Source organism: Rheinheimera sp. B2H12 (genome assembly GCF_059620065.1).
The window spans coordinates 4,607,095-4,631,668 of sequence record NZ_CM184363.1; the positions used below are offsets into that span (position 1 = coordinate 4,607,095).

Below are 24,574 nucleotides of genomic sequence, written 5' to 3' on the forward strand. Positions count from 1 at the left end.
TTTAGCATAGCCGCCGGTGGGCTGGAACATAGCCAGCAGCGGGCTCAGAGGAGAACATCAGTTGCGATACCAAGGACCACAGAGTTTTGTCCAAACCGCTATCCTCGCGGCCATGTTGAGTCTGACCAGTGGCTGTAGTGCCGAAGCCGATATCGCCGCCGGCCAGCAGCAAGCATTGTCCTGTCAGGCTTGCCATGGTGTTGATGGCATCAGTCTGAGCCCGCAAACGCCCAATCTGGCCGGGCAAAAAGCACTTTATCTGAGTAATCAGTTGCTGGCCTATCGCAGTGGTAGCCGCAAAAATGCCCTGATGTCACCCCTGGCCCAGCCATTGTCCGATCAGGATATTGCCAACCTGGCCGCCTATTATGCCAGTCTGCCCGCAGGCGGAAGCCGCTGATCTGCTTGCTAAATTCCGCAATCAACCCGACGTTTTCCGATTGACATCCGCCAGCGAAGCCAGTACCTTAGCGGCCAATGCGGGCGTCGTATAATGGTAATACCCCAGCTTCCCAAGCTGGTGCCGTGGGTTCGATTCCCATCGCCCGCTCCACTTACTGCACTCCCTGTGCTGCCCCAAAGTTTACTGCCTTGATATTCTGTTACATTTTCCTGCTTGGTGCTTTGCCTCATCAGCGCTAAATTCAGTCAAAATTCATTCAGTCAGCGCCATAGTGGCGCAACTACTCTCACTCAGAAAAGGATCGATGATGAAACTTGCTATGCCACTGTTATTCGCCGCCGCAGCCACTTTATTAGGTGGTTGTGTGATTAAACATGATGCTTCAGACAATCAGGTGTCGAAAGTCGAGACCAACAGCAAGTTAGCCCTGGAACAATGTGGCAAAGGCAATATTCAGGAAGTGAATAAAGAAGGTTTTGTCTGTAAAAAATAATACCGGCTTGCACTCTGGGTTGAACGCCAGCGTTGGACTTGCCGTGTCGCGGCAGTCCGATAAGCACGATACAGCATATTTGCTCTGCCGCAGTCGTTGTATGGGTCACTCGATGACCCATACAACACCACTTTAGTCCCGAATATCGCCAGCTACAAACCAGCTAACGCAAAGCCATTGTGCCCTGGCCTGAACTCTATTACTGCTAAGCCTGCTGAGGTTGCTTTGCTGCTGCAACTAGCCAGCCAGACCATAGCAACATACAACAAAAATAACATCCAGGAACAAACCATAATGAAAAAACTGCTGTTGCCAGCTTTGCTGCTCAGTCCCGCCTTGTCGGCGGCTGATTTGGAGATGGCGAATAAAATCCGCCATGAAGGTTTCCACCAGTCTGAGGTGATGCATATTCTGCAGCATCTGACCGACAATATTGGTCCGCGTTTAACCGCGTCGCCGCAAATGGTGGCCGCCAATCAATGGACGCTGAAACAACTGAATGACTGGGGTCTGAAAAATGGCCAGTTGCATCCGTTTGACTTTGGCCGTGGCTGGAGCAGCGAAAGCGCCAGCATCCAGTTACTGGGGCCACGTCAGCAAAGTCTGCATGGTATTCCGGTGGCCTGGACCCCGGGCACTGCTGGCCAGGTCAGTGGTGAAGTGATGCTGTTTGACGTCGCCACAGAAGCGGATTTAGCCCAATACAGCGGTAAACTGGCCGGTAAAGTGCTGCTGATGGGCGAAGACGTGAAAATTGGTGAGCCGCATACCGTGATTTTTGAACGCCTCAGTGCCCAGACCTTAGGCGAGATGAAAGATTATAAAGTCGGTGCCCGCGCCAGCTACGAGTCTTTTATGACGGCAGCACTGCGTGACAGCCGGATGCAGTCCTATCAATTTAATAAAGCGCTGAATGCGTTTTTGGCCAAAGAAAAAGTGGCTGGGGTGATTTATCGCAGCAGCCGGCAAGGCGGTCTGGTCAGGGTGTTTGGCAAATCACATAAAGTCGGTGAAACCTTCCCGGTGCCAGCGATGATTATCGAACAGGAAGATTACAGCCTGTTATTACGGATGCTGGATCGCAAAGAGCAACCGAAACTGGCGCTGGATATCAAAGCGCAGTTCCATGACGATGATATGAAATCCTACAACACCATCGCCGAAATCCCAGGCACAGATCGCAATGGCGAAGTGGTGATGGTCGGCGCGCACCTCGATTCCTGGCATGCCAGTGACGGTGCTGTTGATAACGGCGCTGGGGTGGCCGTGGCGATGGAAGCGATGCGGATTTTAGCTAAACTGAAGGTCAAGCCAAAACGCACCATCCGGGTCGCGCTCTGGTCCGGGGAAGAGCAAGGTTTATATGGCTCGCGGGCTTATGTGAAAGATTTCCTTGCCAGCCGGCCTGAACCGACAGATCCGGTCGAAAAAGCCTTACCTTCCTATTTATGGTCCAGCCCGGGCTGGCCTATTCAGCCGAAAGCCGGCTACGACAAGTTATCGGTGTATTTTAATATGGACAACGGCAGTGGCCGCTTCCGTGGTATTTATACCGAAGGCAATGTGGCGGCTAAACCGGTATTCACCGACTGGTTTGGTCCTTACAACGATCTGAGCACCGGCACTGTATCACCGTTATCCACCGGCGGTACCGACCACGAGTCCTTTGATGATGTTGGTTTACCGGGCTTCCAGTTTATTCAGGATCCACTGGATTACAGCACCCGCCTGCACCATACCCATATCGATTCGATTGATCATGTGATTGAAGAAGATTTACAGCAAGCCGCCGTCATTATGGCCGGTTTCCTGTATGAAGCCGCGATGAGCGAGCAGAAAATGCCACGCAAACCTATGCCAACGCCAGCTTCGGCCGTGAAACAGCAACGACTGGATCTGGAAGCACAGAAAGAACGCCGCCAGCGTGAACTGGATGGTAAAAAAGCGTTAGAAACCAAAGAACTGTAATAAAATGCCAGCTAGCAGACTAAACTTCGGTAATGTCTGCTAGCTGGTCATTCAGCTTTGGTTGTATTTAATTTGCTAAACCACCTGCTGTAGCACATTGCGCTGCATTATTTGTTCTGCTAGCTGGCTACAAGCGCTGACCAGATAAATTCAATCATGTTTACATCTTATGCTATTAATATTAACTTTTAAAGTTGAGAAATGAACCTTAAATGTTAAGTTAATCCTGTCAGCTGATTAGCGCAGTGCAGCTGTCTGAGTTTCCCTGCACAGGGCCGCTACAAGCGATTAGCTCTTAGGGAGTATCAAGTATCAACAAAGCTAACTTTAGGATGCATTAGATGTTAGACATGAAAACGATATTATCGGTAGCCGTATTATGCCTGGCCAGCACCAGCACGCTCAGCGCTCAGACGCAACAGATCCCGGCTGGTAGTGCGTGTCACTGGGCTTTTGACTCTAAAGTCATGGGTTCTGGAACTGAGATCAAATTTTACAAGCCAGTAGGTCCATGTCAGAATTCAGGCGCATTGTTGTACGTCAACTCTGGCGTCTGGCAATATTGGTAACAGGGCATTTGGTGTCAACTTTGCCGCCCATCCCTGATTGTTCGTCACAATCAGGGATGGCTGCAACGACAACTCCCTAACACCTGATAACGATTGCGACTTTGTTGTTTGACTCTGTACATCGCCTGCCCGGCTTTTGCCGTAGCATGATTTTTGCTGTCAGCCATATCGCACTAACCCATTGCTCAATACAAGCTTCAGCTTTGATTGCGCCTGTGTAACACAAAACTGATGCCGGCGGCTTCACAACATTGCCGCAAAGCGGCAAAGTCAGGATCCGGGCTACAACTGCTATATAAATAATTGATGGTTCTGGTCATGCCAAGCCGGTTTTCCATATCAATGCGATAGCAGGAAAATCGCGGATAGATGTCGACGCTCAGCCGCGAAATATCATTCAGCAGCTGTTGCTCGCCAGCAAAAAGCGCGCGGCGGGCAAAATCCAGCCGGTATTCTGCCGGTAACGCCAGTGTATGCAGCACTGAGCCCAGCAACAAGACCGGCAACAGCCAAAGGCCATACACCAGCACTGTGCCAGCAAATTTAGTGTCTTCATCCACCCATTCGACCGTCTGGTTATAAAAAAAATACCAGAGACAGCAACCGGTAAATACAGCGTAGCTCAGGTGGCTCAGGTAAAACTTTTTTATATCAAAACGATAATGCATCCGCTTCTCCTGTGCTTAACCGCTTATTGCAGCTTGGCCTGCACTAGCACACTATAAGCCTGACCGGCAGAGACAAGCCGCTCTGTACCCTCGGCAGTACGGTATTGCATCCGGTAAGAGAATTTGTACTGCAGCACATTGCCCTGCATTGTTTGTCCTGATGGCCGGCTAGCGGCAAAATTCAGTACCAGATTGCGCTCAGCTAAACTGACCACTTCATCGGTGGTACAAATGCCATCACTATTGCGGTCTTCCCATAAAAACAATGAAGGGTAGATCCGGTCCTCGGCATCCATATCACCATCTTCGTCATAGTCAAACAATTGCAACCCTTCTAAATCGGAGGCATTTTTATTGGTAGAAAACAAACCAAACATAAACTCGGAGCGGCTATCGAGGATGCCGGATTTATTCCAGTCGGCAAATAACACGGCATTGCCTTTGGTCGGCCAACTAACGGTATCCGCTAAGCCATCATTATTCACATCCAGTTGCACCTGACTGTCGTTGACCGGCACAAAAGCAATCCCATCACCATCCAGGTCAAGCACGATAGGCGGGATCATGCAATTGCCAGCTTGTCGCGCTGGAGTAAAAGCCTGTGGAGCGGATTTGAAATCAGAACCAGCTAAAGCAGCCTGCCAGGGATTGGCGAGCTCCGGTTGCTGAGTGACCAGTTGCGCATAATAAATGTGCTCAAAGCGCAGCGGACCTACAGACTTGTCAGTATTGCTGGCAAGATAAAGACTGTTGCAATCAGTTGGCAATGACTGCGGCGCGGCAACAGCAGCACTATGCCAAATCCAGCAGACCAGCAACCACCGGAACCGCTGGTGCCAATGCCATTTTTGTGTTTGACGCCTTCCCTGCATAACAACTGATGTCCATTGCATTTTTAGAGGCTGTTAATACAACATAAATGAGCATATAAAGCAAAAAAAAATGAATAAATTGTAACCAGCATAACCAATCCACGACTAACTCAACAGCTACAATTCCCGATACACCTGATAACTATTGCGACTTTGTTGCTTGACTCTGTACATCGCCTGATCGGCTTTTTCCAGCAGTTCCGCCAGTTGCTGGCCATGTTTTGGATGCAGGCTGATGCCAATGCTGGCACCGAGCTGATACTGTCGCTGCGCAATACTGACCGGCAACTGTAATTGTTTTAACAGTTTTTCCGCGATATCCACCACATACTGCTCGTTTTCCAATTGGGTGACGATCACCACAAATTCATCGCCGCCAACCCTGGCGCAAATATCAGTGCTGCGTAAGCTGACTTTTAATCGCCTGGCAATTTCTTTTAACACCAAATCACCGATTTGATGGCCAGCACTGTCATTGATCGGTTTAAATTTATCCAGATCGATATACAGCAACGCCAGACACTGATGGGGCCGATTCGCCAGTAATAACGCCTGCTCAAACAGGACATCGACATATCTTTTATTGCCAAGCCCGGTCAGTGGGTCCTGATAAGCCATTGCCAGCGCCTTGGCTTCCGAGTCCAGCAAACGTTTTTGAAACAACATAAATACAGCGCTCAGTAAGGCCAGATATTGCATCAGCACCAAGACAGTCCCAAGCACCATAGCCTGATCCTGCCAGACCGGATATACCAAAACGGCTATCGGTACAAACAAGCTCCAGTGCAGCGCCAGCAGCGCACAGCCGCTGATACAAATCAGCCGGATGCTGGTTGGCACTAGCAGTTGGCTCTGCCAGATAGTGCTGATCACAAACAGCAGTGCCAGGATGTTAAACACCGCCAAACCGCTGAGAAACAGCCAATAAGCAGGTTCTGCCAAAAATCTGAATAACACCCAACCCTGCGCCAGCCCTGCCAATACCCAGATCCAGTGCGGTGATAGCCGGCTACCAAAAAAACTGGCAGCGCCTAACATCAGGCCGAGTTTTTCCAGCACCAGAAAAAATGCATACACTGTCATGGCATGTTCAGCCACATCCTGGGTGGTAAAGGTCCAGAGTGCCAGCCGCGATAAACAAGCCGCCGCCATCGCCAGTGCCCACCAGCCTGCGCCCGGATTGGTACGCGGCACCCGACTGGCGCACAGAAACAGCAGGAAAAAAACAAAATACACTGAACAACCAATGGCCTGTACTATCTGAAACAGCATCATGACATCCGCCTGTGGTAGACCACTGCTGATGCCAGCACAGCTCGTGGTTGCTAACGGTAAGATTTGGCAGGCTTGCTTGCTAAGTCCACAATCCGAGCCATCGGCCAAACACTGTGATAGCAATAGCGGGGATCTGGCACTTTTTCAAGGCGACAGCGCAAAGTCCGTCACTTGATACTGCTGCTGTAACTGTTGTAACTCGCCAGATGCCACCAGTTGTTGCCAGGCCTGATGCAGTTGTTGCAACTGAGCTGCCGGGGTGATTTTTTTACTGAAGGCAAAATAAACACCATTGCGGTACAGGGTAAATAACGGCTGAAATTGAGCGGCGTCCATCTGCCCTGACTGGCGCAGTAATTGATAATTCAGCAGATCTTCAAACACCAACTGCACCCGTCCTGAATAAAGCAGTTGCAGTTTTTGCTGATTGGTACTGACATACACCAGCTTCGCTGCCAACACCGGCTCCTGACTGGCCAGCGCAAACTCAGGTCCATAATAAATGCCCTGCATCAGGCCGATACTGAGCGCGTGCTGACGCAAGCTGGCCAATGACGTCACCTGCTGCTGCAGTGCCTGCGGCCCGATTGCCACAATCTGTTCCAGTAAAAACGGCCCGATAAACTCAGCGTACTGCTGCCGCTCGGCGTTTAACGACATGTTGCTCATGGCCGCCAGCTCACCTTGTTGCAGTAACAATAACGAGCGGCCCCACGGCAGTTCCTGAAACACCGGCTGGCAACCAACTTTACTCACTAGTAAGCGAAATAAATCAACATTAAAACCGCGCCAGTGAGTCTGGCCGGCCAGCTCGGTTTTAATCATCCGGGGTGGAAAATGTTGCACCTGCATACTGAGCTGACAAGCGGCTGCAGCCGCTGGCTGAGCAGTGGCTGCCACAAGCGTTGTGCAGTAACTGACACAGAACAACAGCACCAAATAAAGCCAGCAGTTGGAGAGAAAATGACGCAACAACACCGCAATACCTAACTTGTAGCCATAGAGAAACCATAGTCTGGCAGATCGTCGCTAAATCCGTCCAATCTGTTGTGTCTGGACAAAGCCGGAATTCAATCAATAGAAGGTTGGCGTCCAACGCTTGGCGTCCAACCACTAAGATGTGCGACGGAGCGGATTGACTATTGCTCCATCGCTCCTATCGCACAAGCCACAACGGGCAGGTCTTGGTTAGAGTTGCGACTGCAGATAGTTCTGCAGACCAAATAACTGAATTTGTTTCAATTGTTGCTCCAGCCAATGGGCATGATCGTTTTCGGTATCATCCAGCAGCTGTTGCAGCATGGCACGAGTGACGTAATCCTGCTGCTGCTCACAAAGTGCCATGGTGCTTTTTAACAAAGCGCCCACCGCATACTCGACCGCCAGGTCGTTTTTCAGCATCGAAGGCACATCAGTGCCAATTTTCAAACCATCGCGGGTCACCATATCCGGTGTGCCTTCGAGGAAGAGTATCCGCTCGATAATCAGTGAGGCATGACCACGCTCGTCTTCAACTTCATGATCAATACGTGCAAATAACTTCTGCAGGCCCCAGTCTTTGTACATGCGGGAATGAATAAAATACTGATCCATCGCACTGAGTTCATTCGCCAATAAGGTGTTTAACGCGGCGATAATCTGTTGTTGACCTTGCATTAGTTATCTCCTACTTTCGATTGCAGATAATTGGCCAGCCCCATCACGCCAATCTGGTATTGCTGCGCATTAATCCAATCAATATGTTCTTCTTCGTGTTCCAGAATTTCCTGCAGAATTTCGCGGCTGACATAATCCTGCACCTGTTCACACAAGGCGATGGCCTGGCGTAGCAATGGCAGTTGCTCCAGCTCAAACTCCAGATCACATTGCAGCATTTCTTCGGTATTTTCGCCGATACGCAACCGGCCCAGCGCCTGCAGATTCGGTAAACCTTCTAAAAACAATACTCGCTCAATCAGTTCATCTGCCTGTTTCATATCGCGAATGGATTTTTTGTAGCAAATGTTGTTCAGCTCCGCCAGACCCCAGTTTTTGTAAATGCGGGCATGCAGGAAGTATTGATTAATTGAGGTCAGCTCTGAGGTCAGAACCTCGTTCAGGATACGGATCACATCTGGATGGCCTTGCATGGAAATCTCCTTTAAACCGGCGGCGTGCTAATGTTGAGCATTTTAGTCGGTCTTTGTGAAAAGTCGAGCATTAACGACAAAAAACATGAATAAAATCATACACATGCAATTGAGAACGCTTCGCTTTAATACCAGAGTTCCTGTTAGGTTTTGTATCTCGCTTAGCAACAGAAAAAAAGCGCTGCCAGATCAATCCGCTACAGTCATGCCACCGCGGATCGGGCTGGCAGCGCAGACTCTAGTCCGCTGCTGCCAGTTGCCACCAGCGGCGCAGATCCCGCACCATTTCATACAGCAGATACAAGGACGCCATCAGACAACCAATCCGCACCACCCGATCCAGCTCCGCCAGCGTCAGTAGCGCTGGCAATGGCTGCGTTGTGGCTGCCAGTAAAGCATCCTGCTGACTGAGTGCGGCAAAACTGAGCGCCAGCAGCAGGTTCAGCAGCACATTGAATCCCAGCGTAAAACGCGTCCAATAAGGCCGCCAGGCCCAGCCGACTGCCGCCAGCAGCGACAGCAACAACAGGCCACTGAGCCAGGGTCGCCACAGTTGCAGCTCGGTCGATAAGGTGATGCGCAAGCTTGCCAGGGCGTCAAACGACATCCAGAGCGGATGCCACAACAGCAACAGCAGAAAAGCAGCGCTGGCGATATCTGTGATGATGTCGCTGCCTGCTATCCTCTGCCAGGAACGACTGACCGGCGGCAAATCTTTGATTTGCCAGTGGCCGCCACTGCACCAGCGCAGCCATTGCGGCGAAAAGCTGGCGGCATAAAAAAACAGCGTCACCCCGACAAAAGCCAGCATGGCGTCGTCGGCAAAGCCGAACAATAACTGCAACAGAAACTGCACCAACTTAAAATAATCAGCTTCCAGCAAGGTCAGGCTGCTTTTCAGCACATGCAGTACAAATAAAGCGCCCAGCAGATATTTCAGACTTTGCCAGTACAGCGGCATCAATTCAGCGCTGACCAGAGGTTTTGGCGGCGCATATTGCATCGCCACCAAACGCGGATGCCCCCACTGCTGCAACAGTTGTTCAATCTCAATGCTGCTCAAAGGTCGGCCTTGCAGTTGCGCCTGATTGTCCAGGGCATCAAACAAATGGGCGCTAATTTCGCGACCCAGCTCTTGCTGCTGGGCAGCAGGCAAATAACTTTGCACTGCCTGTACATATCGGTTCACCAGTTCCATTATCCAAGCTCCAGTAAATTGCCCAAGGCAGTATTGAGTTGCTGCCATTCTTCAGACAGCTGACTCAGCAACTGCTGGCCCTGCGCCGACAGCTGATAATACCGCCGCTCGCGCCCTTCCGCCTGTTGCCACTCACTGTCCAGTAATCCTTGTTCCGCCAGCCGCCTGACCAGTGGATACAAGGTGCCTTCATCAATCTCAACGCCGGCATCCTGCAACTGCTTACGCAATGAATAACCGTACAAAGGTTGTTTCAGCGATGCCAGTACGGCCAGTACCAGCACACCGCGGCGCAACTCCAGCCGCATTTTGTCAAATCGGGGATCAGTCATAGCCCTGTGGTGGCTCCTTATCAGGCTTGTGCACGAGATGATTTATGCTGTGTGATACATACTATGCACGACACAGTAAAATACTATGCCACACACAGTATAAAAACAAGGGGGTTGCTGCATTTTTCTACATCTGCCGACCTGTAGACCAACTGACCACTGTTCTTTACAAAATTACACTAGAGCCTGATTTGTGCTTTGTGGTACAACAGCCATCTCAAAGAAGCGCCGGTCCTGGCGCGCGGCGGAATGATTGAGGCTTCTATGTCTGCAGCTACACCTACTGAACAAAAAAAATCCGGCGGTTTGCTCGGAAATTTGATTTTTAACATCGCCTTACCGGTGTTGATCCTGTCTAAATTCAGCACCAATGATTATCTGGGGCCGGTCTGGGGCTTGGTGATTGCCTTAGGTTTTCCGGTAGGTTTTGGTTTGTATGAACTGTATAAATCCGGCAAAGTAAATTTCTTTTCAGTGGTCGGTATTATCAGTGTGTTGTTGACCGGTGGTATGAGTCTGTTGCAGTTGGATCCAAAATACATTGCGATTAAAGAAGCTGCGGTGCCAGGGGTAATTGGCGTGCTGGTGTTGTTTAGTCAGCAAACCAAGTTTCATTTGATCAAAAGTATGTTACTGAACGCCCAATTGCTGAATTTTGACAAGCTCAATGCCGCCCTGGAGAAAAAACAAACCACTGCCCAATTCGAAGAAAAACTCAATACCACCAACCAGTTACTGGCTGGATCCTTTTTTCTGTCATCGGTACTTAATTATGTACTGGCCAAATGGGTATTGGTGAGCGCGCCAGGCACGGCCGCTTATAACGAAGAACTGGGCAGAATGACAGCACTCAGTTATCCGGTGATTGTGTTACCGATGATGGTGCTGATGATGGCAGCCATGTGGTATTTATTCAGTCAGATTGGCCGGCTGACTGGCGAAGATGTAGAACAGTTTTTGCAATAGTCAGAATGACGTGAACACAAATAGTCAGAATGACGTGAACGCAAATAGTCAGAATGAGGTGATAGCGGCAACCAGACTCAATAGCTGCCATAGCAGTTGCCGCTGATTTAAAACTCTTTTTCCGAATGAGCTATCTTTTTGTCAGGATTTTCTGCTTCACTGATGTTGTGCAATATTTGCACGACATTTGTTAAACAGAAGGAACTCAATGACGAATAAGTATGGCGCTGAATTTTTTGGTACTTTTTGGCTGGTGCTTGGTGGCTGTGGCAGTGCAGTATTGGCTGCGGCATTTCCGGAACTTGGCATTGGCTTGCTCGGGGTGTCGCTGGCCTTTGGTTTAACCGTGTTGACGATGGCTTATGCCATCGGTCATATTTCCGGTTGCCACCTCAATCCGGCGGTTTCAATCGGGTTATGGGCTGGCGGCCGTTTTCCGGCAACACAACTATTACCTTATATTCTGGCTCAGGTAACAGGGGCTATTGTTGCTGCCGTCGTGTTGTATCTGATTGCCAGTGGTAAAGCAGGCTTTGATGCCAGCGCCGGTTTTGCCGCCAATGGTTATGCCGAGCACTCACCCGGCGGATACAGCATGTTGTCGGCCTTGCTCACTGAAGTGGTTCTTAGCATGATGTTTCTATTGGTGATCCTCGGCGCAACAGCTCCAAAAGCACCACAGGGTATGGCACCACTGGCGATAGGCATGTGTTTAACCCTGATCCATCTCATCAGCATTCCAGTCACCAATACCTCAGTCAACCCAGCGCGCAGTACCGGCGTTGCGCTGTTTGCCGGCGACTGGGCGCTTCAGCAGTTGTGGTTATTCTGGCTGGCTCCTGTCGTTGGGGCTGTGCTGGGCGCACTGATCTGGCGACTGTTGAATAAATCTGACGAAATGCAAGCAACCGTTTAATGCTGCCGCTGTGTTGCCAACTGCAGCTGGATCGCCTGATCCAGCTTCGCCAGACAAGCCTGACTGACGGTGGCTTTACTCAGCATCAAATGGACATCGGCCTGATGCAGCACAAAAGGTAATTCCACTAACCACTGATAAGCCGGATGTTGCGCGATGAAAGTGCGATGCGCTGTCTGATCGACCACAGTAAAATCAGCGCGCTGGCTTAACACCAGATCCAGCCGCTGGGTTGGGTCAAAAATAGCTAAGGTGCGCTGCTGAACCTGCGGCTGTTGTTTCAGTTGTTCAAACAATTCGCCGTAATAGCCTTTTGGATTAAAAGCCCCAACCAACTTGCGGCTGGCCAGCGCAACAAACCCCTCAGCTGTAGCCAATTGCGGATATTTGCGCAGTAGGTCCGGATGCACCACTAACACGGTTTTTTCTTGTCGGTAACCCACAGTAAACCAGGCATATTGCGCCCGCTCCGGCGTATAAGAGGCGGCAAACAGCAAATCAACCTGACCGGCCGCCAGATATTGTAAAGCGCGCGATTCTGGCAGCGATTCCAGCTTCAGCTGGCTGCCAGCAGCGGTCACGACAGCGCGGATAAATTCAATGTCAGTGCCACTGACCTGAGCCGCCGCCACTTTGACATAAGGCAGCCAACTGCTGTTGTAAGGCATTCTGAACTCAGTCGGACAAGTGGCCAACACCGACTGAGGCAGCAACCACAGACAACTGCAAACCAGAAGCTGCTGGCCAAATTTTTTCATCCGCTTTTGTTCCACTGCTGTACGACAAATAACAACTATAGCAAGCAGCGTCTGGCCATGCTGAACCCAGCACTCAGCTTTTTTGCATCACCTGATCAAAACGGGCTAAGGCTAAAGCTAAATCCTCGATCAGATCGGCCGGATCTTCCAGCCCAATATGTAAACGGATCAAAGGCCCGCTGTAAGGCCAGTGCGTGGCCGTGCGCAATGCCTGCACCTGCAGATTGGCGGTGATCAGACTCTCATAGCCGCCCCAGGAAAAACCCATTTTAAAAAACTGCATACCTTCAATCAAAGCCGCAACGGCCTGTGCAGTGCCTTGTTTTAATACAAAAGAAAACAAACCATTGCTACCGGAAAAATCACGGCTAAAAGCGGCATGCCCCGGATGCTCAGGGAGCGCCGGATGGCGGATATGATGCACTTGCGGCTGTTGTTGTAACCACTCGACCACCGCCAGCGCATTGCGCTGATGTTGTTTCAGCCGCACATCCAGGGTGCGCAGACCACGGGCCGCCAGATAAACATCATCTGCCGATGCGCAATAACCGAGCAGATAACTGTGCTCACGCAATCTGGGCCAGTGTTTTTCATTGGCACTGGCGGTGCCGAGCATCACATCAGAATGACCGACAATATATTTAGTCGCGGCCTGAATCGATACATCTACGCCATGGCTAAAAGGCTGAAATAGCACAGGTGAAGCCCAGGTGTTATCCAGGATCACCACAATGTCATGCGCTTTTGCCACCTGACAAATGGCCGGCACATCCTGCACTTCCATCGTCAGGGAGCCTGGAGATTCTAAAAAAATCACTCTGGTATTGGGCCTAACCAAAGCCTGGATGCCAGCGCCAAGCATCGGATCATAATAAGTGGTTTCAATACCTAAATTTTTCAGCAGCTTGTCACACAGTGCCCGGGTTGGTTCATAAGCGGTATCGACCATCAGCAGATGATCGCCGGCCTGTAAAAACGCCAGTAAAGCACCACTGATGGCTGCAGCACCACAAGGGTACAAAGCACAACCAGCGCCGCCTTCCAGTTCACAAATGGCGTCACTAAAAGCAAAATGCGTGCTGGTGCCGCGCCGGCCATAATAAGGCACCTGATTGCCACGATTGAGGGTAGCATGTTTGAGCTCAGCCATGGTGTCAAACACCACAGTGGAGGCTCTGACCACAGGCACATTGACGCTATAACCTGTCCATTTTTTGTCACGTCCGGCGTGAATGATTTTACTGGCAATTTTCATCTTGACTCCCAGGGACTTCTAGATGTCCTTGATTGTACACCTTGTGTCGCGAATATGCTGCTGTCAATCGACCACTGCAACGCGCTTATTGTCGCAGCCGTTGCTGCAGTTGTCACAATACCTGCTGACAAGTCTGCCAAAGCCGACTAGATTAACAAAACTGCCGCTACCGGAGCTGGTTATGCTCAGACTCTTGCTGTTTTGCCTGACACTGTGCAACTGTTGCTCAACAGTTGCAAGCACCCGCACAAGCCCGCTCCAAGTGCTGATGATCAGCCCTTCTTATCAAGCCGATCCTTTTTTCAGTCAGGTTGATACTGTAGCCAGCTATGCCGCCGACAGCCTGGGTTTTGAACTGACTTTATTACATGGTGATGGGAATCGGCTGTTTCAAAAACAAATTCTGCAAAACTACCTGAAAGAGCGCAAACCGGATTATCTGATCCTGCAAGTTTACCCCGGCACAGGCCAGGACTTGTTTGAGTATTTACATCAACAGCAAATCCCCACCATCACGCTGGAACATATTTTGCTCGACAAAGAACAGCAACTGGTCGGCCGGCCCGGTGAAAAATACCCCTATTGGATTGGCGAGATTTATCATGACAATCAACAAGCTGGCCAATTACTGATGCAGCAGTTGTTGCGGCAGTGTCAGCCGGCCAGTGGCAGTGGCCTGAATGAAGTGGTAGGTATCAATGGCGCTTATGGTTTTGAATCGGACCAACGCGCCGCTGGCGCCAGCACCGCAGTCAAAGCCAGTCCGCAGTTTAAAATGCAGCAAATCGTCAATGCTAACTGGGTGCAGGATGTGGCTTATACCCAAACTTTACAGCTGCTCAGGCGATATCCACAGAGCCGGGTGATTTGGTCGGCTTCCGACTGGATGGCGCTTGGGGTCATTGATGCGCTACGCAGTCAACAGCTGCAGCCTGCTGATTTTTGTGTGGGTGGCTTTGACTGGATCCCGGCAGCGATTGAAAAAATTCGTGATGGTGAATTAACGGCCTCGGTTGGCGGCCATTTTCTGATGGCGGCCTGGGCCATGGTGGCGATTTACGATCATCAACAAGGTAAACTACCGGCAGGTTTGCTCAGTAACAAACCGGCTTTTGCACTGGAACTGCTGACCCGGGACAATCTGCGCCAGTATCAGCCGCTGCTGCAGCTCGATAGCTGGCAGCAACTGGATTTTCGTCAGTTCAGTTTCAGCGCCAATCCGACGCAACAGCAGTATCCGTTTTCACTCCAACGGGCATTGCAGATTAAAGCTGGCCGCAAAGTGGCCAGCTCAGCGCAGTGACAACAGTTCATCGGCGCCGACCAGATATTCCAGTTGCGGTTTGGCAAAATAATAGCCCTGGAAAAAACGGATACCTATACCTGCCAGATAATCCAATTCAGCTTTGCTTTCAATGCCTTCAGCCAGCACCTGGGTATTCAGTTCCAGGCAAAGCCCAAGCACTTCCGCCACCACTTGTTGTTTGGCCACTGACTGCTCAATATCCCGGATCAGCGCCATATCCAGCTTCAGTACCTGCGGTTTTAACGCTTCCAGCCAGGATAAATCAGCATAACCAGCACCAAAATCGTCAATGGCGGTAATAAAACCACGTTTGGCATAACTGTCAAAAATGCGGCTTAACTTAGCACGATCAACAATTTGCTCTGACTCAGTCACTTCAAACATAATTTTACTGATATCAAAACCAAACATATCCGCCGCTTCAATAGTGGCGCGAATACAAGTTTCCGGGTTATACACGGCATTGGGCAAAAAGTTGATGCTTAACATGCTTTTTAAACCGAGTCGGGCGGCAGTTTCAATGGCTTTAACCCGACAGGCCTGATCAAAATAATATTTATTCTGCTCATTAATACGTTCAAATACCCAACCAGCACCCTGGCCTTCAGGTCCGCGCACTAAAGCTTCATAACCAACAATTTGCCGGCTTTGCCAGTTCACAATCGGCTGAAATGCCATTCTGATCTCAAAGCCAAGTGACTGACCACTAAGACAATCCAGGCATGTTTGTTGTTTGATCCGGTCTGGGAAATCCATCATGCACCTCTGAAGCTGAGTCCCGATAGTGTGCGCAAAAATTGCTGACTTTGCCAGTTGCTTGCCAGCAAAGTGACGGGATTTGGTCGCAACAGGGCACAATTCAGGCGGTCATACGCTAAAGATCGGGCAACGGACGGCAGAAAAAACCCCGGTCCATCGCTGGTACCGGGGTGGCATGTCTCAAACAGGCAGGAAGCGAGACATTAAACTCAGTTTAAAACGCCAGCGCCAGGCCCAGCCAGTAACGCCGGCCGTCTTCGATATAACCGTATTCGTCCAGTGTCACCTTTTTATCCAGCAGGTTATACACCCCGGCATTCAGCGTCAGCGCAGCTGACCATTGATAAGCGCCACCGACATCGACAAAGGTATAAGCTGGCGCCCGGAAGGCACTGCTGGACGGTCCGGTCACCGGCTGGCTTTCTTTGCCACGGTAATTCAGCCGGCTCCAGCCGCTCAGCGCGTCGGTCGGTTGCCATTTCAGCGAGGTTTGCAATAAATGTTGCGGTAACTGGTTCAGCGGACTGCCTTGATTAATACCACTTTTTTGCTCGGAATCGGTATAGGTGTAATTACCGGTCAGTGCCAGACTCTGACTCAGTTGCTGTTTAAATAACAACTCCACGCCTTGGGTCACAGCTTCATCGACGTTGACATAAGTGGTGGGGGCCGCACCAAACTGGTTCGGACCATCTTTACACTGGGTAGCCGGACAGGCAACTCTGGTAATTTTGTCATTAAACTCATTGTAAAACAGTGTGATACCAGCTTCAGTTCCTTTAGCAGGGCTATAAATCAGCGCGGTTTCATAGTTGACCGAAGTTTCTGCAGCTAAATCCGGGTTGCCATACATATTACCGCCACGGCTGATTTGACCCCAGCCTGGCACCGTCTGGCGCAGACTTGGCGCCCTAAAACCAGTCGACACCCCACCCTTGAGGGTCAACACATCTGTCACTTGCAGGACGCCATATAACCTTGGGCTGAAATGATTGCCAAAGTTTTCGTCTTTATCCAGCCGCAATCCGGTGGTCAGTGCAAAGCCTTCTGTCAGTTGCCAGCTGTCTTCTGAAAACAGCGCCCATTGGTAACGTTCAACCTCAGTGATACCAGTTTTCAGCTGATTACCGGTCAGGTCGGTTAAATCCTGCAGATAATAAGCGGCACCAAGTGACAGGTTGTGGCTATCTCCCACCGGTAGCCACCAGGTGCTTTGCAGATCGGTATTGCGAATGGTCATTTTGCGACTCAGGTTGTCAAATTCTTCGCGCTTGATAAAACTATCCGACACGCCAAAATCCCAACGGCCGGTATGTGACAACGAGACTTTACTGGTTTCATATTCAGTGACGCTGCTTTGCGGGCAGCCACCGCGTGGACAGGGTTTACCCGGTTCGGCTGGCTGCACGGTTTTGCCCACGGTGCTGTCGAAAGTCTGATTGGCAAGGCCGGTTTCCAGCAAAATATCGTGGTTTTCGTTGGGCGTGTAAGCAAAACGGGCGGTCAGATTGTCGGCTTTACGACCGCGGTAACCGCTGATGATACGGTCTTCATCGCGTTTGCTGTACTGACCATACAACTGCAGACCCAGCTGTTTCTCGAGCATCGGGCCGGTCAGGAAAAAGTTACCCTGGCTTTGATCACCAGACTGACTGTCTTGCTGCAAGGTACTGTCCAGCCGCACTTCGCCCTGCCAGTTCAGCGGCACTTTACGGGTGATAATGTTAATCACGCCACCAATGGCATCTGAACCATACAAGGATGACATAGGCCCGCGCACCACTTCAATCCGTTCAATAGCGCCAACCGGTGGTGTCCAGGCAGCTTCTACACCTGAACTGTCACTATTGGTACGGGTTTCACGCGAAGATTGGCGTTTGCCGTCAATCAGCATCAGGGTATAAGCGCTGCCCATACCACGCAGACTGATATCCTGCCGATCACCACCGCCGGTGATAATGACCCCAGGCGCATCCAGCATGGCATCCAGTGCATCGCGGTAAAAACGTTTCGACAACTCTTCCCGGCTAATCACACTGATACTGGCAGGTGCTTGTTTCAGTTGTTGTTCGTAACCTGCGGCAGTGACCACCATCACTTCAACCGCAGGCTCTGTGGTCGCGGGTGTGACAGCAGCAGAAACAGCAAAACTGGTGGTGATGGCAACAGCCAATACAGTGGCAGACGTTTTTAACATTAGGACTACTCCGGTCAACAAAACAGACTAAGATGCAAATAATTCTCAATACCGATATAATACCTGCGCCGGATTGGCCCCAACAGCGGCAATTGCTTAACGCTGAATGAAGAGAGACTTAACAATGGATGCCTTGTTCCGCAGCATGACTGTATTTGCTGTGACCGTTGAAGCGGGTTCGATGGCTGCTGCCGCCCGTACCCTGGATCTGAGTGCTTCTGCCATTAGCCAGCACATCAATAAACTAGAAAATCAATTAAAAATCAGTCTTTTGCACCGAAGCACCCGCCAACTGACGGTAACTGAAGCGGGTCAGTTGTTTTATCAAAGCTGTAAACAGACCATTCAACAGCTGCAAAACACCCAGCAACAGCTGAATGATTTACGCCAGCAGCCACAAGGAGAATTGCGTATTTCGGCACCTGTTGGTTTTGCCGCCTGTGGCCTGCTCAGCCAACCGTTACAACAGTTACTGCACAGTCACCCGCAGCTGAATATCCGCTTGTTTGTGCAGGATGATGAATTTGATTTGATTAGTAACAGAGTGGATTTAGCACTTTGTATCCGGCAGGGTGCCATGCCGGACTCGCGTTTAGTGGCGCGCCATCTGGCAGACTGGGATTTGATTCTGGCGGCAGCGCCGGAGTATCTGGCCAGTAAAGGCATCCGCCAGCCACAAGCCTTGACCGAACCTGCACAGCTCAGTCAACTGGACTGGTTACAGCATCAGAACAACAAAGCTGAACATTTAGTACTACGCCAGGCTGCACAGCAACTGACCACGCAGATTGCGGCCCCGGTGAAGTTACGGCTGAATAATATGCAGGCGCTGATCCAGTTCAGCCGCGATGGACTGGGTTTTGCGGCGTTGCCAAAACCCGAAATCAGCCGTGAATTAGCGGATGGCAGGCTGGTGCAATTGTTACCTGACTGGCAGCTACCGCCACTGAGTATCTATGCCGTCACTAGCGCCCGCGATCCACTACCAGGCAAAGTCAAAACGGCCATCCGCTTGTTAAGCAAAAGGTTGTTGCAGTATCACCAGAGCTCACCCAGCTAGCTGGTGCGCTAGGCAGCAGGACATGGCGTAGCCTGAGCAATTCAAGGTCGGACTGCCCCAGCGCGTAGCGCCGGGTCAAGTCTGACCTTGTGAATGACAATACCGCCGCCCAATCAGAACCGATAAGTCGCCGACAGGCCTAAAGTCCGTGGGTTCACCATAGCAACATAGCCGAATGGATAGGTTGTGCTGGCTGGATCCCGCGCCGTCAGGCCATACTCGTCAAAGGCGTTGTTGACAAAAGCACTGAGTGACCACTGTTCGCTCGTGTAATTAACAGAGGCGCGCGTGAGCAGGTAATCACCAGCAACACGCTCAGCGGTGTTGTTTAAATCACCATAAAACTCACCCACATAGTTACTGCTGACATCCAGTTTCCATTGTTCAGTCAACCAGTAACTGACCCCCAGGCTGGCAGTAAATGAAGGTGCTGAGTTCAGCTCATTGCCAAGTACTTTTTCAAAGCCAGCACCGGCCCGATCAATCTTGGATTGCAACAAGCCAACACTGCTATGCAACTGCCAGGACTGGCCCAGCATGGTATAAGCTTCCAGCTCCAGCCCGATACTGTGGGCTTTGTCGATATTGGTGATGGAACGGCTGCTGTTAATGGCTTGATAGTCATTAAAATCGTTGTAGAACAAGGTGGCACTGATACTGGTATCACCACCTTGCAGCACAGAACGGGAGCCTGTTTCAAAGGTGTTGACACTTTCTGCATCATAGTAGTAATAGCTGTTATTGACACTGTTAAAAGCGCCGCCACCGGCATTATAACCCTGGCGGGCACTGGCAAATAAGTTGGTGTGATCGGCCAGTTTGTACTGCAGTACCAGTTTGGGCAGCGTAAAGGTTTTGCCGTTATCTAAGGTCGAACCGCCCCATTTGCCACGGCTGAACAAGTTAAAATCACGGCGCTGCTGCTCGCGTTCCACCCGCAAACCAGCGGTCAGGCTCCAGTCCTGATCCAGCTGCAGGGTGTTTTCGCCATAGACAGCCTTGGAATCACTGCCATCATCGCCGAAGTACTTGGTGGCACCTTGACTGTTAAAATCCTGTTCACGTTTAAAATAAGCCACGCCGATAAAACCACTGTACTGATCTTTGGCCGAGCCATAACTCAGTTTACTGTCAAAGGTCCAGTCTTGTTGCAACATCAACACATCAGATTCTGCCGCTGGAGTCGCTTCATAGCCGGCCATCAGTAACTGGAAATCCATATAAGCGACCAGCGTTTCCAGAGACAATTGCTCAGATAACTGATAATTCAGCTTCAGACTGCTGGTGTCTGCCTCGGTGCCCATATCACGCTGAGACAACGGCTGATAAGCACGTGGCTCTTTGCCATTAAAAAACAAGCGACCGGCATTACCTTGCTCTTCATAATGCTGGAACGAAAATAATAGCTTCAGCTCAGTGAGGTCTTTGGGTGTCCACAGCAGTTTGGCTCTGGTGTTGTTGGTATCCAGCGCATTAAATTTGATGTTGGTTGGATTGCTGGCAAAAACTTGCGGCTTGGAATAGGTTTCGCCATTGATCCATTGACTGGACAGACGAAACGCCAGCTCATCCTCGACAATAGGACCAGACAACACGGCGGCGCTGTCAAAAAAACTGTCCTGGCTACGATAGCCTAAGCGGACGGCACCTTCAAAATCCATGGTTGGATTTTTGCTGTTCACAAACACAGCACCACCAATACTGTTGCGGCCATTGCTGGTTGACTGCGGACCACGAAACACTTCGACCCGCTCGATATCCCACAATCCGGTATCGCCGGTTAAATCCGCCACAAAAGGCTGCGCCACACCATCGACCAGACTACTGACCCTGGCTCTGGCACCGCCGGTGAACGAGTTAAAGCCAGTCGCTGAACCATTACCCGACACGCCACGGATATCTGGCACTGCACCGGTTAGCACCACCACGTTTGAGATATCACCAAGCGCATCCGACATCGATACAGCCTGACCATTGTCGAACAACGCCTGATTAATCACCGCCACTGAAGCGGCCGTCTCCTTCAGCGAGCGCTCAGTTTTTTCACCGCTGACCACAATCACTTCTATCGATTTGCGCGCGCTTTCATCTTTGTCTTCTTCTGCCACGACCGGCAGGGATGCCGCAGCTAAAGCCGCCAGCAACAACTGTGCTGTCAGCGTTTTTTTCATTGTGACCTTATCCATGTTGGTATCCCGTTTCATTGCTGACGGACCTGAAGTCGCCAGCTTTATACTGAAGTTGTGTTGACAGTCCGGTTGCGCCAGACCGGCCCTGATGGCGGTTTTTGTTGTTTCTGCTTGTCAGACCAGGCAGTGGCCGCTCATCAAGCGGCGCAGAAACTACCACAAATAAATAACATTCTCAATTGATAATCATTCTTACTTGCATTATTATGCGCAAGCCTTAATCAGGAACAAATTTTATGTGGTTATTTTTGTCATTGTTGCTACTAAGCGCAGCCAGCGCGCTTTGGTATGCCAGTACCCGCCATCAACGCTTAGTGCGCCAACCCTTACATCACCACTGGCGCTGGCTGGCCGCCGCGCTGTTATTACTGGCGATTGGCTGCGCTGGCGCCCAGCTCAGTCTGTCCGCCACGGTATTTTTTTGCCTGCTGATGCTGATGCTGGCCGCGATGCTGCTGCCGCTGGCAACACTATTGAGCAACAAGGAGCGCAAGCAGCATGAGCACTGAAACCCGCCGTGAGCACTTTCAAACCGACTGGCTGGCTAAAACGGTGGCCGGAGCTGTGCTGGGTCTGGCACTGGCTTTTGTGCTGATCGGCTTTTTTGCCTGGTATGGCCCGGGTGGCATCGCAGCAAGCGATAAAAGCCAATTTAATATGTGGCTGCTGATCCCGTTGTGGCTGACCTTGTTCAGTACAGTGTACTTATTCCAGACTGGCCGCCAGGCCTGGCTGGTGCTTGGCAGTAGTACAGTGTTGTTGTATGGCCTGTTCTTTTTATTACGGAGTGTCGGATGAAAGTCAGACCCACTATATTGCGTACTTACCAGAGTCTGCATACCTGGACCGGCATTTGCGCCGGTTTATTGCTGTTTATTGGCTTTTACGCTGGTAGTCTGACCATGTTTAAACACCAGTTGCAGCAATGGATAGCGCCAGCGCCGGTGCAACATCTGACTGGTGTTAACCCGGATCTGCAGCGCTGGCAACAGTTGCTGGATCAGACACTCAGCGCTCATCCAACCGAACTGATGACAGCTTTTGAACTGGATCTGACCAGAACTGAACCTGCCATCAGTTGGTACCGTCAAGGCAGCGCCCGCGAATTAGCGATGGATAACCGGCTGGTGACAGCAACCCTGGACACTCAAGGTCAATTGCAACTGACCGAGCAGACCGAAAACCAGTTTGCCGATCTGATTGATTATCTGCATCGCAGCGCCGGTATTGCCGGCGAAATTGGGCACGATCAAGCCGGTGTTTATCTGCTGGGCATTGCATCCGTGTTGTATTTACTGGCGCTGGTGTCTGGCGTGGTGGTGTTGCTGCCGACGCTGGTGAAAACCCTGTTTGCACTGCGCATTGAGAAAGGCGCCAGCAGATTCTGGCTCGATAGTCACAATCTGGTCGGCATCAGCAGTTTACCTTTTCACTTTATCATCGCCTGGACTGTGATAGGTTTTGCTTTTCATGATTTGATTTACGACGGTCTGGCGCTGTTTTATGGTGATCAACCGGTCTTTCAGCGCCCAGCGCCTGGCCTTCAAACCTTTGACCTGAGTAGCTTGCCAAAACTTACTGAGCAGGTGGCAGCGGCCCAGGCTTATAGCCCTGAACATCAGCCACAAAAGCTGACGTTTATGCGGCTCAATACCCCGGCACCGATGCTGACGGTGGAAATGCACCATGCCAATGGTATGGTGCGAGGCCCGGCCGCCGATTATCTGATGCTGCAACCTTTCACCTTACAGGTGCAACCTTTTAGTTTCTCTACTGCCGACGGTGCCAGTTACGGCAAGTTTGTGCTGGGATTGTTTTCGCTCCATTTTGGTACTTATGCTGGTGATTTCGGTCGCTGGGGGTATTTTCTGCTCGGTCTGCTGGGTGCCTTTTTGTTTTACAGCGGCAATTTATTGTGGCTGGACAAAAGAATGAAAAAATCCGCTGGCGCCGATCGCAATTGCCGCTGGTTAGCCGCCCTCACCATCGGGGTTTGTCTCGGTTCTATGCTGGCCGTGGCACTAACCCTGCTGACCGGTAAACTGCTGGGGCCTTGGCTTGCGAACATCAATCATGCTTATCTGTGGTGTTATTACCTGAGTTTTATCGGTTTTGTCGCTTACAGCTGTTGGCGTGGCGCCGCACTGGCGGCTTATCAGGGGTTAGTGGCACTCAGCCTGAGCTGCGCCCTGTTGCCAGTGGTGACTTTATATTTGCAATGGCGCCAGCCCGAACTGTACCAGCTTAGTCTGACCATAGGTGTAGATCTGATGGCGCTGCTCTTTGCCGCCAGCTTTGCTTATGCCGCCAGCAAAACCAGGCAACGCTTACGCCAGGCGATCCCCGGCAGTGTCTGGACGCTGCCACAGCAGCACAACACTGTAAACAAAGCGGTTCACTCTTGAACTTTGTGTAAATAAGCCAGTCAGTAACAGCATCTTTGCTCCTTACCTGAGGTTTAACATGCGGTTTTGGCTGGCGCTGCTGTTTTCTTTACTCGCGCACGGCGTGCTTTATAGCTGGCTGTTGCAACAACAAGCCAAGCCTGTCCGCGCTGCAGTTGCCAGACCAGCGCCATTACAGGTGAGGTTGCTAAAGCGGCCGATCAACAATACCGCACCGCCCGCCACTGCAACCGCCGCCAAACCGGTTCCCATAGCGGCAACGGCAGCGGCAGTTGCAGCAGCAACCAAGCCGCAGGTCCGCCGCCAACAGTCAAAAGCCCCAACGCAGATAGACCGCCTCCAGCCAAGCCACAAAACCGCTCAGGTTGCGGCCTCTGCCAACATGGCAACAGCAGTGGCGACATCGACAGCTGCAGCAGCAATCACAGCACCAGACTTCGCCACCATCCTGGAGCAAGCCAGAAACCGCGCACAACAACGACCACTCAGTTCAGCAGAACTACAAGCAATGACCAGAAACAACCGCGGCCACCCCGACCCAACAACCGCTAAAACTCAGCAAGCACTGAATCCCGCTCACCTAAGTAAAGATGTGCTGATAGCTTTTGATAATGGCAGTCAATTAGTGAAAGTGGGCAAGGATCGTTGCGTCATTACCGCAAGTGGTGCTGATTTACAAAAAGATGTCCAAGGCATGAAACTCGCGCCCTGCGGTAAGGATAAAAATATTGCTTTATTTGAACGGATCATGGCGGATATAGGCCGGAACCGTTTGGAAAAAGGGGGCGGAGCTAATTAACATCGCCTCTGGCTTCAGGGTCTGTTCGGTATGCATTTTTTGCAACCAGTGCAGACT

The 24,574-nt window shown here is 51.0% G+C and carries 24 protein-coding genes and 1 tRNA gene; 12 read left to right on the forward strand and 13 right to left on the reverse strand.

Annotation, left to right across the window (positions count from 1 at the left end):
- Positions 1–61: 61 nt before the first annotated feature.
- The 4 genes from AC53GJ_RS19620 to AC53GJ_RS19635 all read left to right on the forward strand — a co-directional run bounded on the left by AC53GJ_RS19620 (position 62) and on the right by AC53GJ_RS19635 (position 2,864).
- A complete protein-coding gene (locus AC53GJ_RS19620) occupies positions 62–400 on the forward strand; it encodes a c-type cytochrome (protein ID WP_496730084.1) in 339 nt (112 codons plus the stop codon).
- Positions 401–479: 79 nt separating this feature from the next.
- A tRNA-Gly gene (locus tag AC53GJ_RS19625) sits at positions 480–553 on the forward strand.
- Positions 554–707: 154 nt separating this feature from the next.
- The gene (locus AC53GJ_RS19630; RefSeq protein WP_496730085.1) at positions 708–896 is read left to right on the forward strand and encodes a hypothetical protein; all 189 of its coding nucleotides are present in this window, start codon (positions 708–710) and stop codon (positions 894–896) included.
- Between the two features lie 294 nt (positions 897–1,190).
- Entirely contained in the window at positions 1,191–2,864 is a 1,674-nt protein-coding gene (locus tag AC53GJ_RS19635; RefSeq protein ID WP_496730086.1) for a M20/M25/M40 family metallo-hydrolase, read from the forward strand.
- Between the two features lie 766 nt (positions 2,865–3,630).
- On the opposite strand, the gene AC53GJ_RS19640 is transcribed toward AC53GJ_RS19635, so the two are convergent.
- The 8 genes from AC53GJ_RS19640 to AC53GJ_RS19675 all read right to left on the reverse strand — a co-directional run bounded on the left by AC53GJ_RS19640 (position 3,631) and on the right by AC53GJ_RS19675 (position 9,907).
- The gene (locus AC53GJ_RS19640; protein ID WP_496730087.1) at positions 3,631–4,101 is read right to left on the reverse strand and encodes a hypothetical protein; all 471 of its coding nucleotides are present in this window, start codon (positions 4,099–4,101) and stop codon (positions 3,631–3,633) included.
- Positions 4,102–4,124: 23 nt separating this feature from the next.
- On the reverse strand, positions 4,125–4,667 hold the full coding sequence (locus tag AC53GJ_RS19645) for an SPM autocatalytic domain-containing protein (RefSeq protein WP_496730088.1): 543 nt from the start codon (positions 4,665–4,667) through the stop codon (positions 4,125–4,127).
- A 423-nt stretch (positions 4,668–5,090) separates the two neighbouring features.
- Positions 5,091–6,248: a diguanylate cyclase domain-containing protein gene (locus AC53GJ_RS19650; protein WP_496730089.1), complete on the reverse strand. Its 1,158-nt coding sequence runs from the start codon at positions 6,246–6,248 to the stop codon at positions 5,091–5,093.
- Positions 6,249–6,392: 144 nt separating this feature from the next.
- A complete protein-coding gene (locus tag AC53GJ_RS19655) occupies positions 6,393–7,148 on the reverse strand; it encodes a substrate-binding periplasmic protein (protein WP_496730090.1) in 756 nt (251 codons plus the stop codon).
- A 288-nt stretch (positions 7,149–7,436) separates the two neighbouring features.
- Positions 7,437–7,904 carry a bacterioferritin gene (gene bfr, locus AC53GJ_RS19660; protein ID WP_496730091.1) on the reverse strand — a complete coding sequence of 156 codons (468 nt, stop codon included), beginning with the start codon at positions 7,902–7,904 and terminating at the stop codon, positions 7,437–7,439.
- Positions 7,904–8,377, reverse strand: a complete 474-nt coding sequence (gene bfr, locus AC53GJ_RS19665) for a bacterioferritin (protein ID WP_496730092.1) — start codon at positions 8,375–8,377, stop codon at positions 7,904–7,906. The genes bfr (AC53GJ_RS19660) and bfr (AC53GJ_RS19665) overlap by 1 nt, the downstream gene beginning before the upstream one ends.
- A gap of 238 nt (positions 8,378–8,615) precedes the next feature.
- Entirely contained in the window at positions 8,616–9,575 is a 960-nt protein-coding gene (locus tag AC53GJ_RS19670) for a hypothetical protein (RefSeq protein WP_496730093.1), read from the reverse strand.
- A complete protein-coding gene (locus AC53GJ_RS19675) occupies positions 9,575–9,907 on the reverse strand; it encodes a PadR family transcriptional regulator (RefSeq protein WP_496730094.1) in 333 nt (110 codons plus the stop codon). The genes AC53GJ_RS19670 and AC53GJ_RS19675 overlap by 1 nt, the downstream gene beginning before the upstream one ends.
- A gap of 264 nt (positions 9,908–10,171) precedes the next feature.
- Between AC53GJ_RS19675 and AC53GJ_RS19680 the strand changes: the two genes are divergently transcribed.
- Entirely contained in the window at positions 10,172–10,873 is a 702-nt protein-coding gene (locus AC53GJ_RS19680; RefSeq protein WP_496730095.1) for a VC0807 family protein, read from the forward strand.
- A 208-nt stretch (positions 10,874–11,081) separates the two neighbouring features.
- Positions 11,082–11,789, forward strand: a complete 708-nt coding sequence (aqpZ, locus tag AC53GJ_RS19685; RefSeq protein WP_496730096.1) for an aquaporin Z — start codon at positions 11,082–11,084, stop codon at positions 11,787–11,789.
- On the opposite strand, the gene AC53GJ_RS19690 is transcribed toward aqpZ, so the two are convergent.
- Complete coding sequence (locus tag AC53GJ_RS19690) at positions 11,786–12,547, reverse strand: substrate-binding periplasmic protein (RefSeq protein WP_496730097.1); 762 nt, start codon at positions 12,545–12,547, stop codon at positions 11,786–11,788. The two genes, aqpZ and AC53GJ_RS19690, sit on opposite strands and share 4 nt — an antisense overlap.
- 73 nt (positions 12,548–12,620) lie before the next feature.
- Positions 12,621–13,802 carry a cystathionine beta-lyase gene (locus tag AC53GJ_RS19695; protein ID WP_496730098.1) on the reverse strand — a complete coding sequence of 394 codons (1,182 nt, stop codon included), beginning with the start codon at positions 13,800–13,802 and terminating at the stop codon, positions 12,621–12,623.
- A gap of 268 nt (positions 13,803–14,070) precedes the next feature.
- Here AC53GJ_RS19695 and AC53GJ_RS19700 point away from each other — a divergent pair, with 268 nt between their 5' ends.
- Positions 14,071–15,105, forward strand: a complete 1,035-nt coding sequence (locus AC53GJ_RS19700; RefSeq protein WP_496730099.1) for an ABC transporter substrate-binding protein — start codon at positions 14,071–14,073, stop codon at positions 15,103–15,105.
- On the opposite strand, the gene AC53GJ_RS19705 is transcribed toward AC53GJ_RS19700, so the two are convergent.
- Both AC53GJ_RS19705 and AC53GJ_RS19710 read right to left on the reverse strand, forming a co-directional pair.
- The gene (locus AC53GJ_RS19705) at positions 15,094–15,867 is read right to left on the reverse strand and encodes an EAL domain-containing protein (RefSeq protein WP_496730100.1); all 774 of its coding nucleotides are present in this window, start codon (positions 15,865–15,867) and stop codon (positions 15,094–15,096) included. The two genes, AC53GJ_RS19700 and AC53GJ_RS19705, sit on opposite strands and share 12 nt — an antisense overlap.
- Positions 15,868–16,081: 214 nt before the next feature.
- A complete protein-coding gene (locus AC53GJ_RS19710; protein WP_496730101.1) occupies positions 16,082–18,064 on the reverse strand; it encodes a ligand-gated channel protein in 1,983 nt (660 codons plus the stop codon).
- Positions 18,065–18,188: 124 nt separating this feature from the next.
- Between AC53GJ_RS19710 and AC53GJ_RS19715 the strand changes: the two genes are divergently transcribed.
- The gene (locus AC53GJ_RS19715; RefSeq protein ID WP_496730102.1) at positions 18,189–19,124 is read left to right on the forward strand and encodes a LysR family transcriptional regulator; all 936 of its coding nucleotides are present in this window, start codon (positions 18,189–18,191) and stop codon (positions 19,122–19,124) included.
- A 113-nt stretch (positions 19,125–19,237) separates the two neighbouring features.
- Here AC53GJ_RS19715 and AC53GJ_RS19720 read toward each other — a convergent pair whose 3' ends face one another.
- Positions 19,238–21,310 carry a TonB-dependent receptor gene (locus tag AC53GJ_RS19720; protein ID WP_496730103.1) on the reverse strand — a complete coding sequence of 691 codons (2,073 nt, stop codon included), beginning with the start codon at positions 21,308–21,310 and terminating at the stop codon, positions 19,238–19,240.
- Positions 21,311–21,549: 239 nt separating this feature from the next.
- Here AC53GJ_RS19720 and AC53GJ_RS19725 point away from each other — a divergent pair, with 239 nt between their 5' ends.
- From AC53GJ_RS19725 to AC53GJ_RS19740, 4 genes are all read left to right on the forward strand, one after another.
- Positions 21,550–21,822 carry a hypothetical protein gene (locus AC53GJ_RS19725; protein WP_496730104.1) on the forward strand — a complete coding sequence of 91 codons (273 nt, stop codon included), beginning with the start codon at positions 21,550–21,552 and terminating at the stop codon, positions 21,820–21,822.
- Positions 21,812–22,111: a hypothetical protein gene (locus AC53GJ_RS19730; RefSeq protein ID WP_496730105.1), complete on the forward strand. Its 300-nt coding sequence runs from the start codon at positions 21,812–21,814 to the stop codon at positions 22,109–22,111. The genes AC53GJ_RS19725 and AC53GJ_RS19730 overlap by 11 nt, the downstream gene beginning before the upstream one ends.
- Positions 22,108–23,718, forward strand: coding sequence for a PepSY-associated TM helix domain-containing protein (locus tag AC53GJ_RS19735; RefSeq protein ID WP_496730106.1), 1,611 nt, complete (start codon positions 22,108–22,110; stop codon positions 23,716–23,718). The genes AC53GJ_RS19730 and AC53GJ_RS19735 overlap by 4 nt, the downstream gene beginning before the upstream one ends.
- Positions 23,719–24,100: 382 nt before the next feature.
- Positions 24,101–24,517, forward strand: coding sequence for a hypothetical protein (locus tag AC53GJ_RS19740; protein ID WP_496730107.1), 417 nt, complete (start codon positions 24,101–24,103; stop codon positions 24,515–24,517).
- Positions 24,518–24,574 lie beyond the last annotated feature (57 nt).

Bases quoted from the DNA above. Each gene is read 5' to 3' on its own strand.
- AC53GJ_RS19630 (WP_496730085.1), top strand. From the start codon at position 708: ATGATGAAACTTGCTATGCCACTGTTATTCGCCGCCGCAGCCACTTTA.
- AC53GJ_RS19635 (WP_496730086.1), top strand. From the start codon at position 1,191: ATGAAAAAACTGCTGTTGCCAGCTTTGCTGCTCAGTCCCGCCTTGTCG.
- AC53GJ_RS19640 (WP_496730087.1), bottom strand. From the start codon at position 4,101: ATGCATTATCGTTTTGATATAAAAAAGTTTTACCTGAGCCACCTGAGC.
- AC53GJ_RS19645 (WP_496730088.1), bottom strand. From the start codon at position 4,667: ATGATCCCGCCTATCGTGCTTGACCTGGATGGTGATGGGATTGCTTTT.
- AC53GJ_RS19650 (WP_496730089.1), bottom strand. From the start codon at position 6,248: ATGATGCTGTTTCAGATAGTACAGGCCATTGGTTGTTCAGTGTATTTT.
- bfr (WP_496730091.1), bottom strand. From the start codon at position 7,904: ATGCAAGGTCAACAACAGATTATCGCCGCGTTAAACACCTTATTGGCG.
- bfr (WP_496730092.1), bottom strand. From the start codon at position 8,377: ATGCAAGGCCATCCAGATGTGATCCGTATCCTGAACGAGGTTCTGACC.
- AC53GJ_RS19670 (WP_496730093.1), bottom strand. From the start codon at position 9,575: ATGGAACTGGTGAACCGATATGTACAGGCAGTGCAAAGTTATTTGCCT.
- AC53GJ_RS19675 (WP_496730094.1), bottom strand. From the start codon at position 9,907: ATGACTGATCCCCGATTTGACAAAATGCGGCTGGAGTTGCGCCGCGGT.
- AC53GJ_RS19680 (WP_496730095.1), top strand. From the start codon at position 10,172: ATGTCTGCAGCTACACCTACTGAACAAAAAAAATCCGGCGGTTTGCTC.
- aqpZ (WP_496730096.1), top strand. From the start codon at position 11,082: ATGACGAATAAGTATGGCGCTGAATTTTTTGGTACTTTTTGGCTGGTG.
- AC53GJ_RS19690 (WP_496730097.1), bottom strand. From the start codon at position 12,547: ATGAAAAAATTTGGCCAGCAGCTTCTGGTTTGCAGTTGTCTGTGGTTG.
- AC53GJ_RS19695 (WP_496730098.1), bottom strand. From the start codon at position 13,802: ATGAAAATTGCCAGTAAAATCATTCACGCCGGACGTGACAAAAAATGG.
- AC53GJ_RS19700 (WP_496730099.1), top strand. From the start codon at position 14,071: ATGATCAGCCCTTCTTATCAAGCCGATCCTTTTTTCAGTCAGGTTGAT.
- AC53GJ_RS19705 (WP_496730100.1), bottom strand. From the start codon at position 15,867: ATGATGGATTTCCCAGACCGGATCAAACAACAAACATGCCTGGATTGT.
- AC53GJ_RS19710 (WP_496730101.1), bottom strand. From the start codon at position 18,064: ATGTTAAAAACGTCTGCCACTGTATTGGCTGTTGCCATCACCACCAGT.
- AC53GJ_RS19715 (WP_496730102.1), top strand. From the start codon at position 18,189: ATGGATGCCTTGTTCCGCAGCATGACTGTATTTGCTGTGACCGTTGAA.
- AC53GJ_RS19720 (WP_496730103.1), bottom strand. From the start codon at position 21,310: ATGGATAAGGTCACAATGAAAAAAACGCTGACAGCACAGTTGTTGCTG.
- AC53GJ_RS19725 (WP_496730104.1), top strand. From the start codon at position 21,550: ATGTGGTTATTTTTGTCATTGTTGCTACTAAGCGCAGCCAGCGCGCTT.
- AC53GJ_RS19730 (WP_496730105.1), top strand. From the start codon at position 21,812: ATGAGCACTGAAACCCGCCGTGAGCACTTTCAAACCGACTGGCTGGCT.
- AC53GJ_RS19735 (WP_496730106.1), top strand. From the start codon at position 22,108: ATGAAAGTCAGACCCACTATATTGCGTACTTACCAGAGTCTGCATACC.
- AC53GJ_RS19740 (WP_496730107.1), top strand. From the start codon at position 24,101: ATGGCAACAGCAGTGGCGACATCGACAGCTGCAGCAGCAATCACAGCA.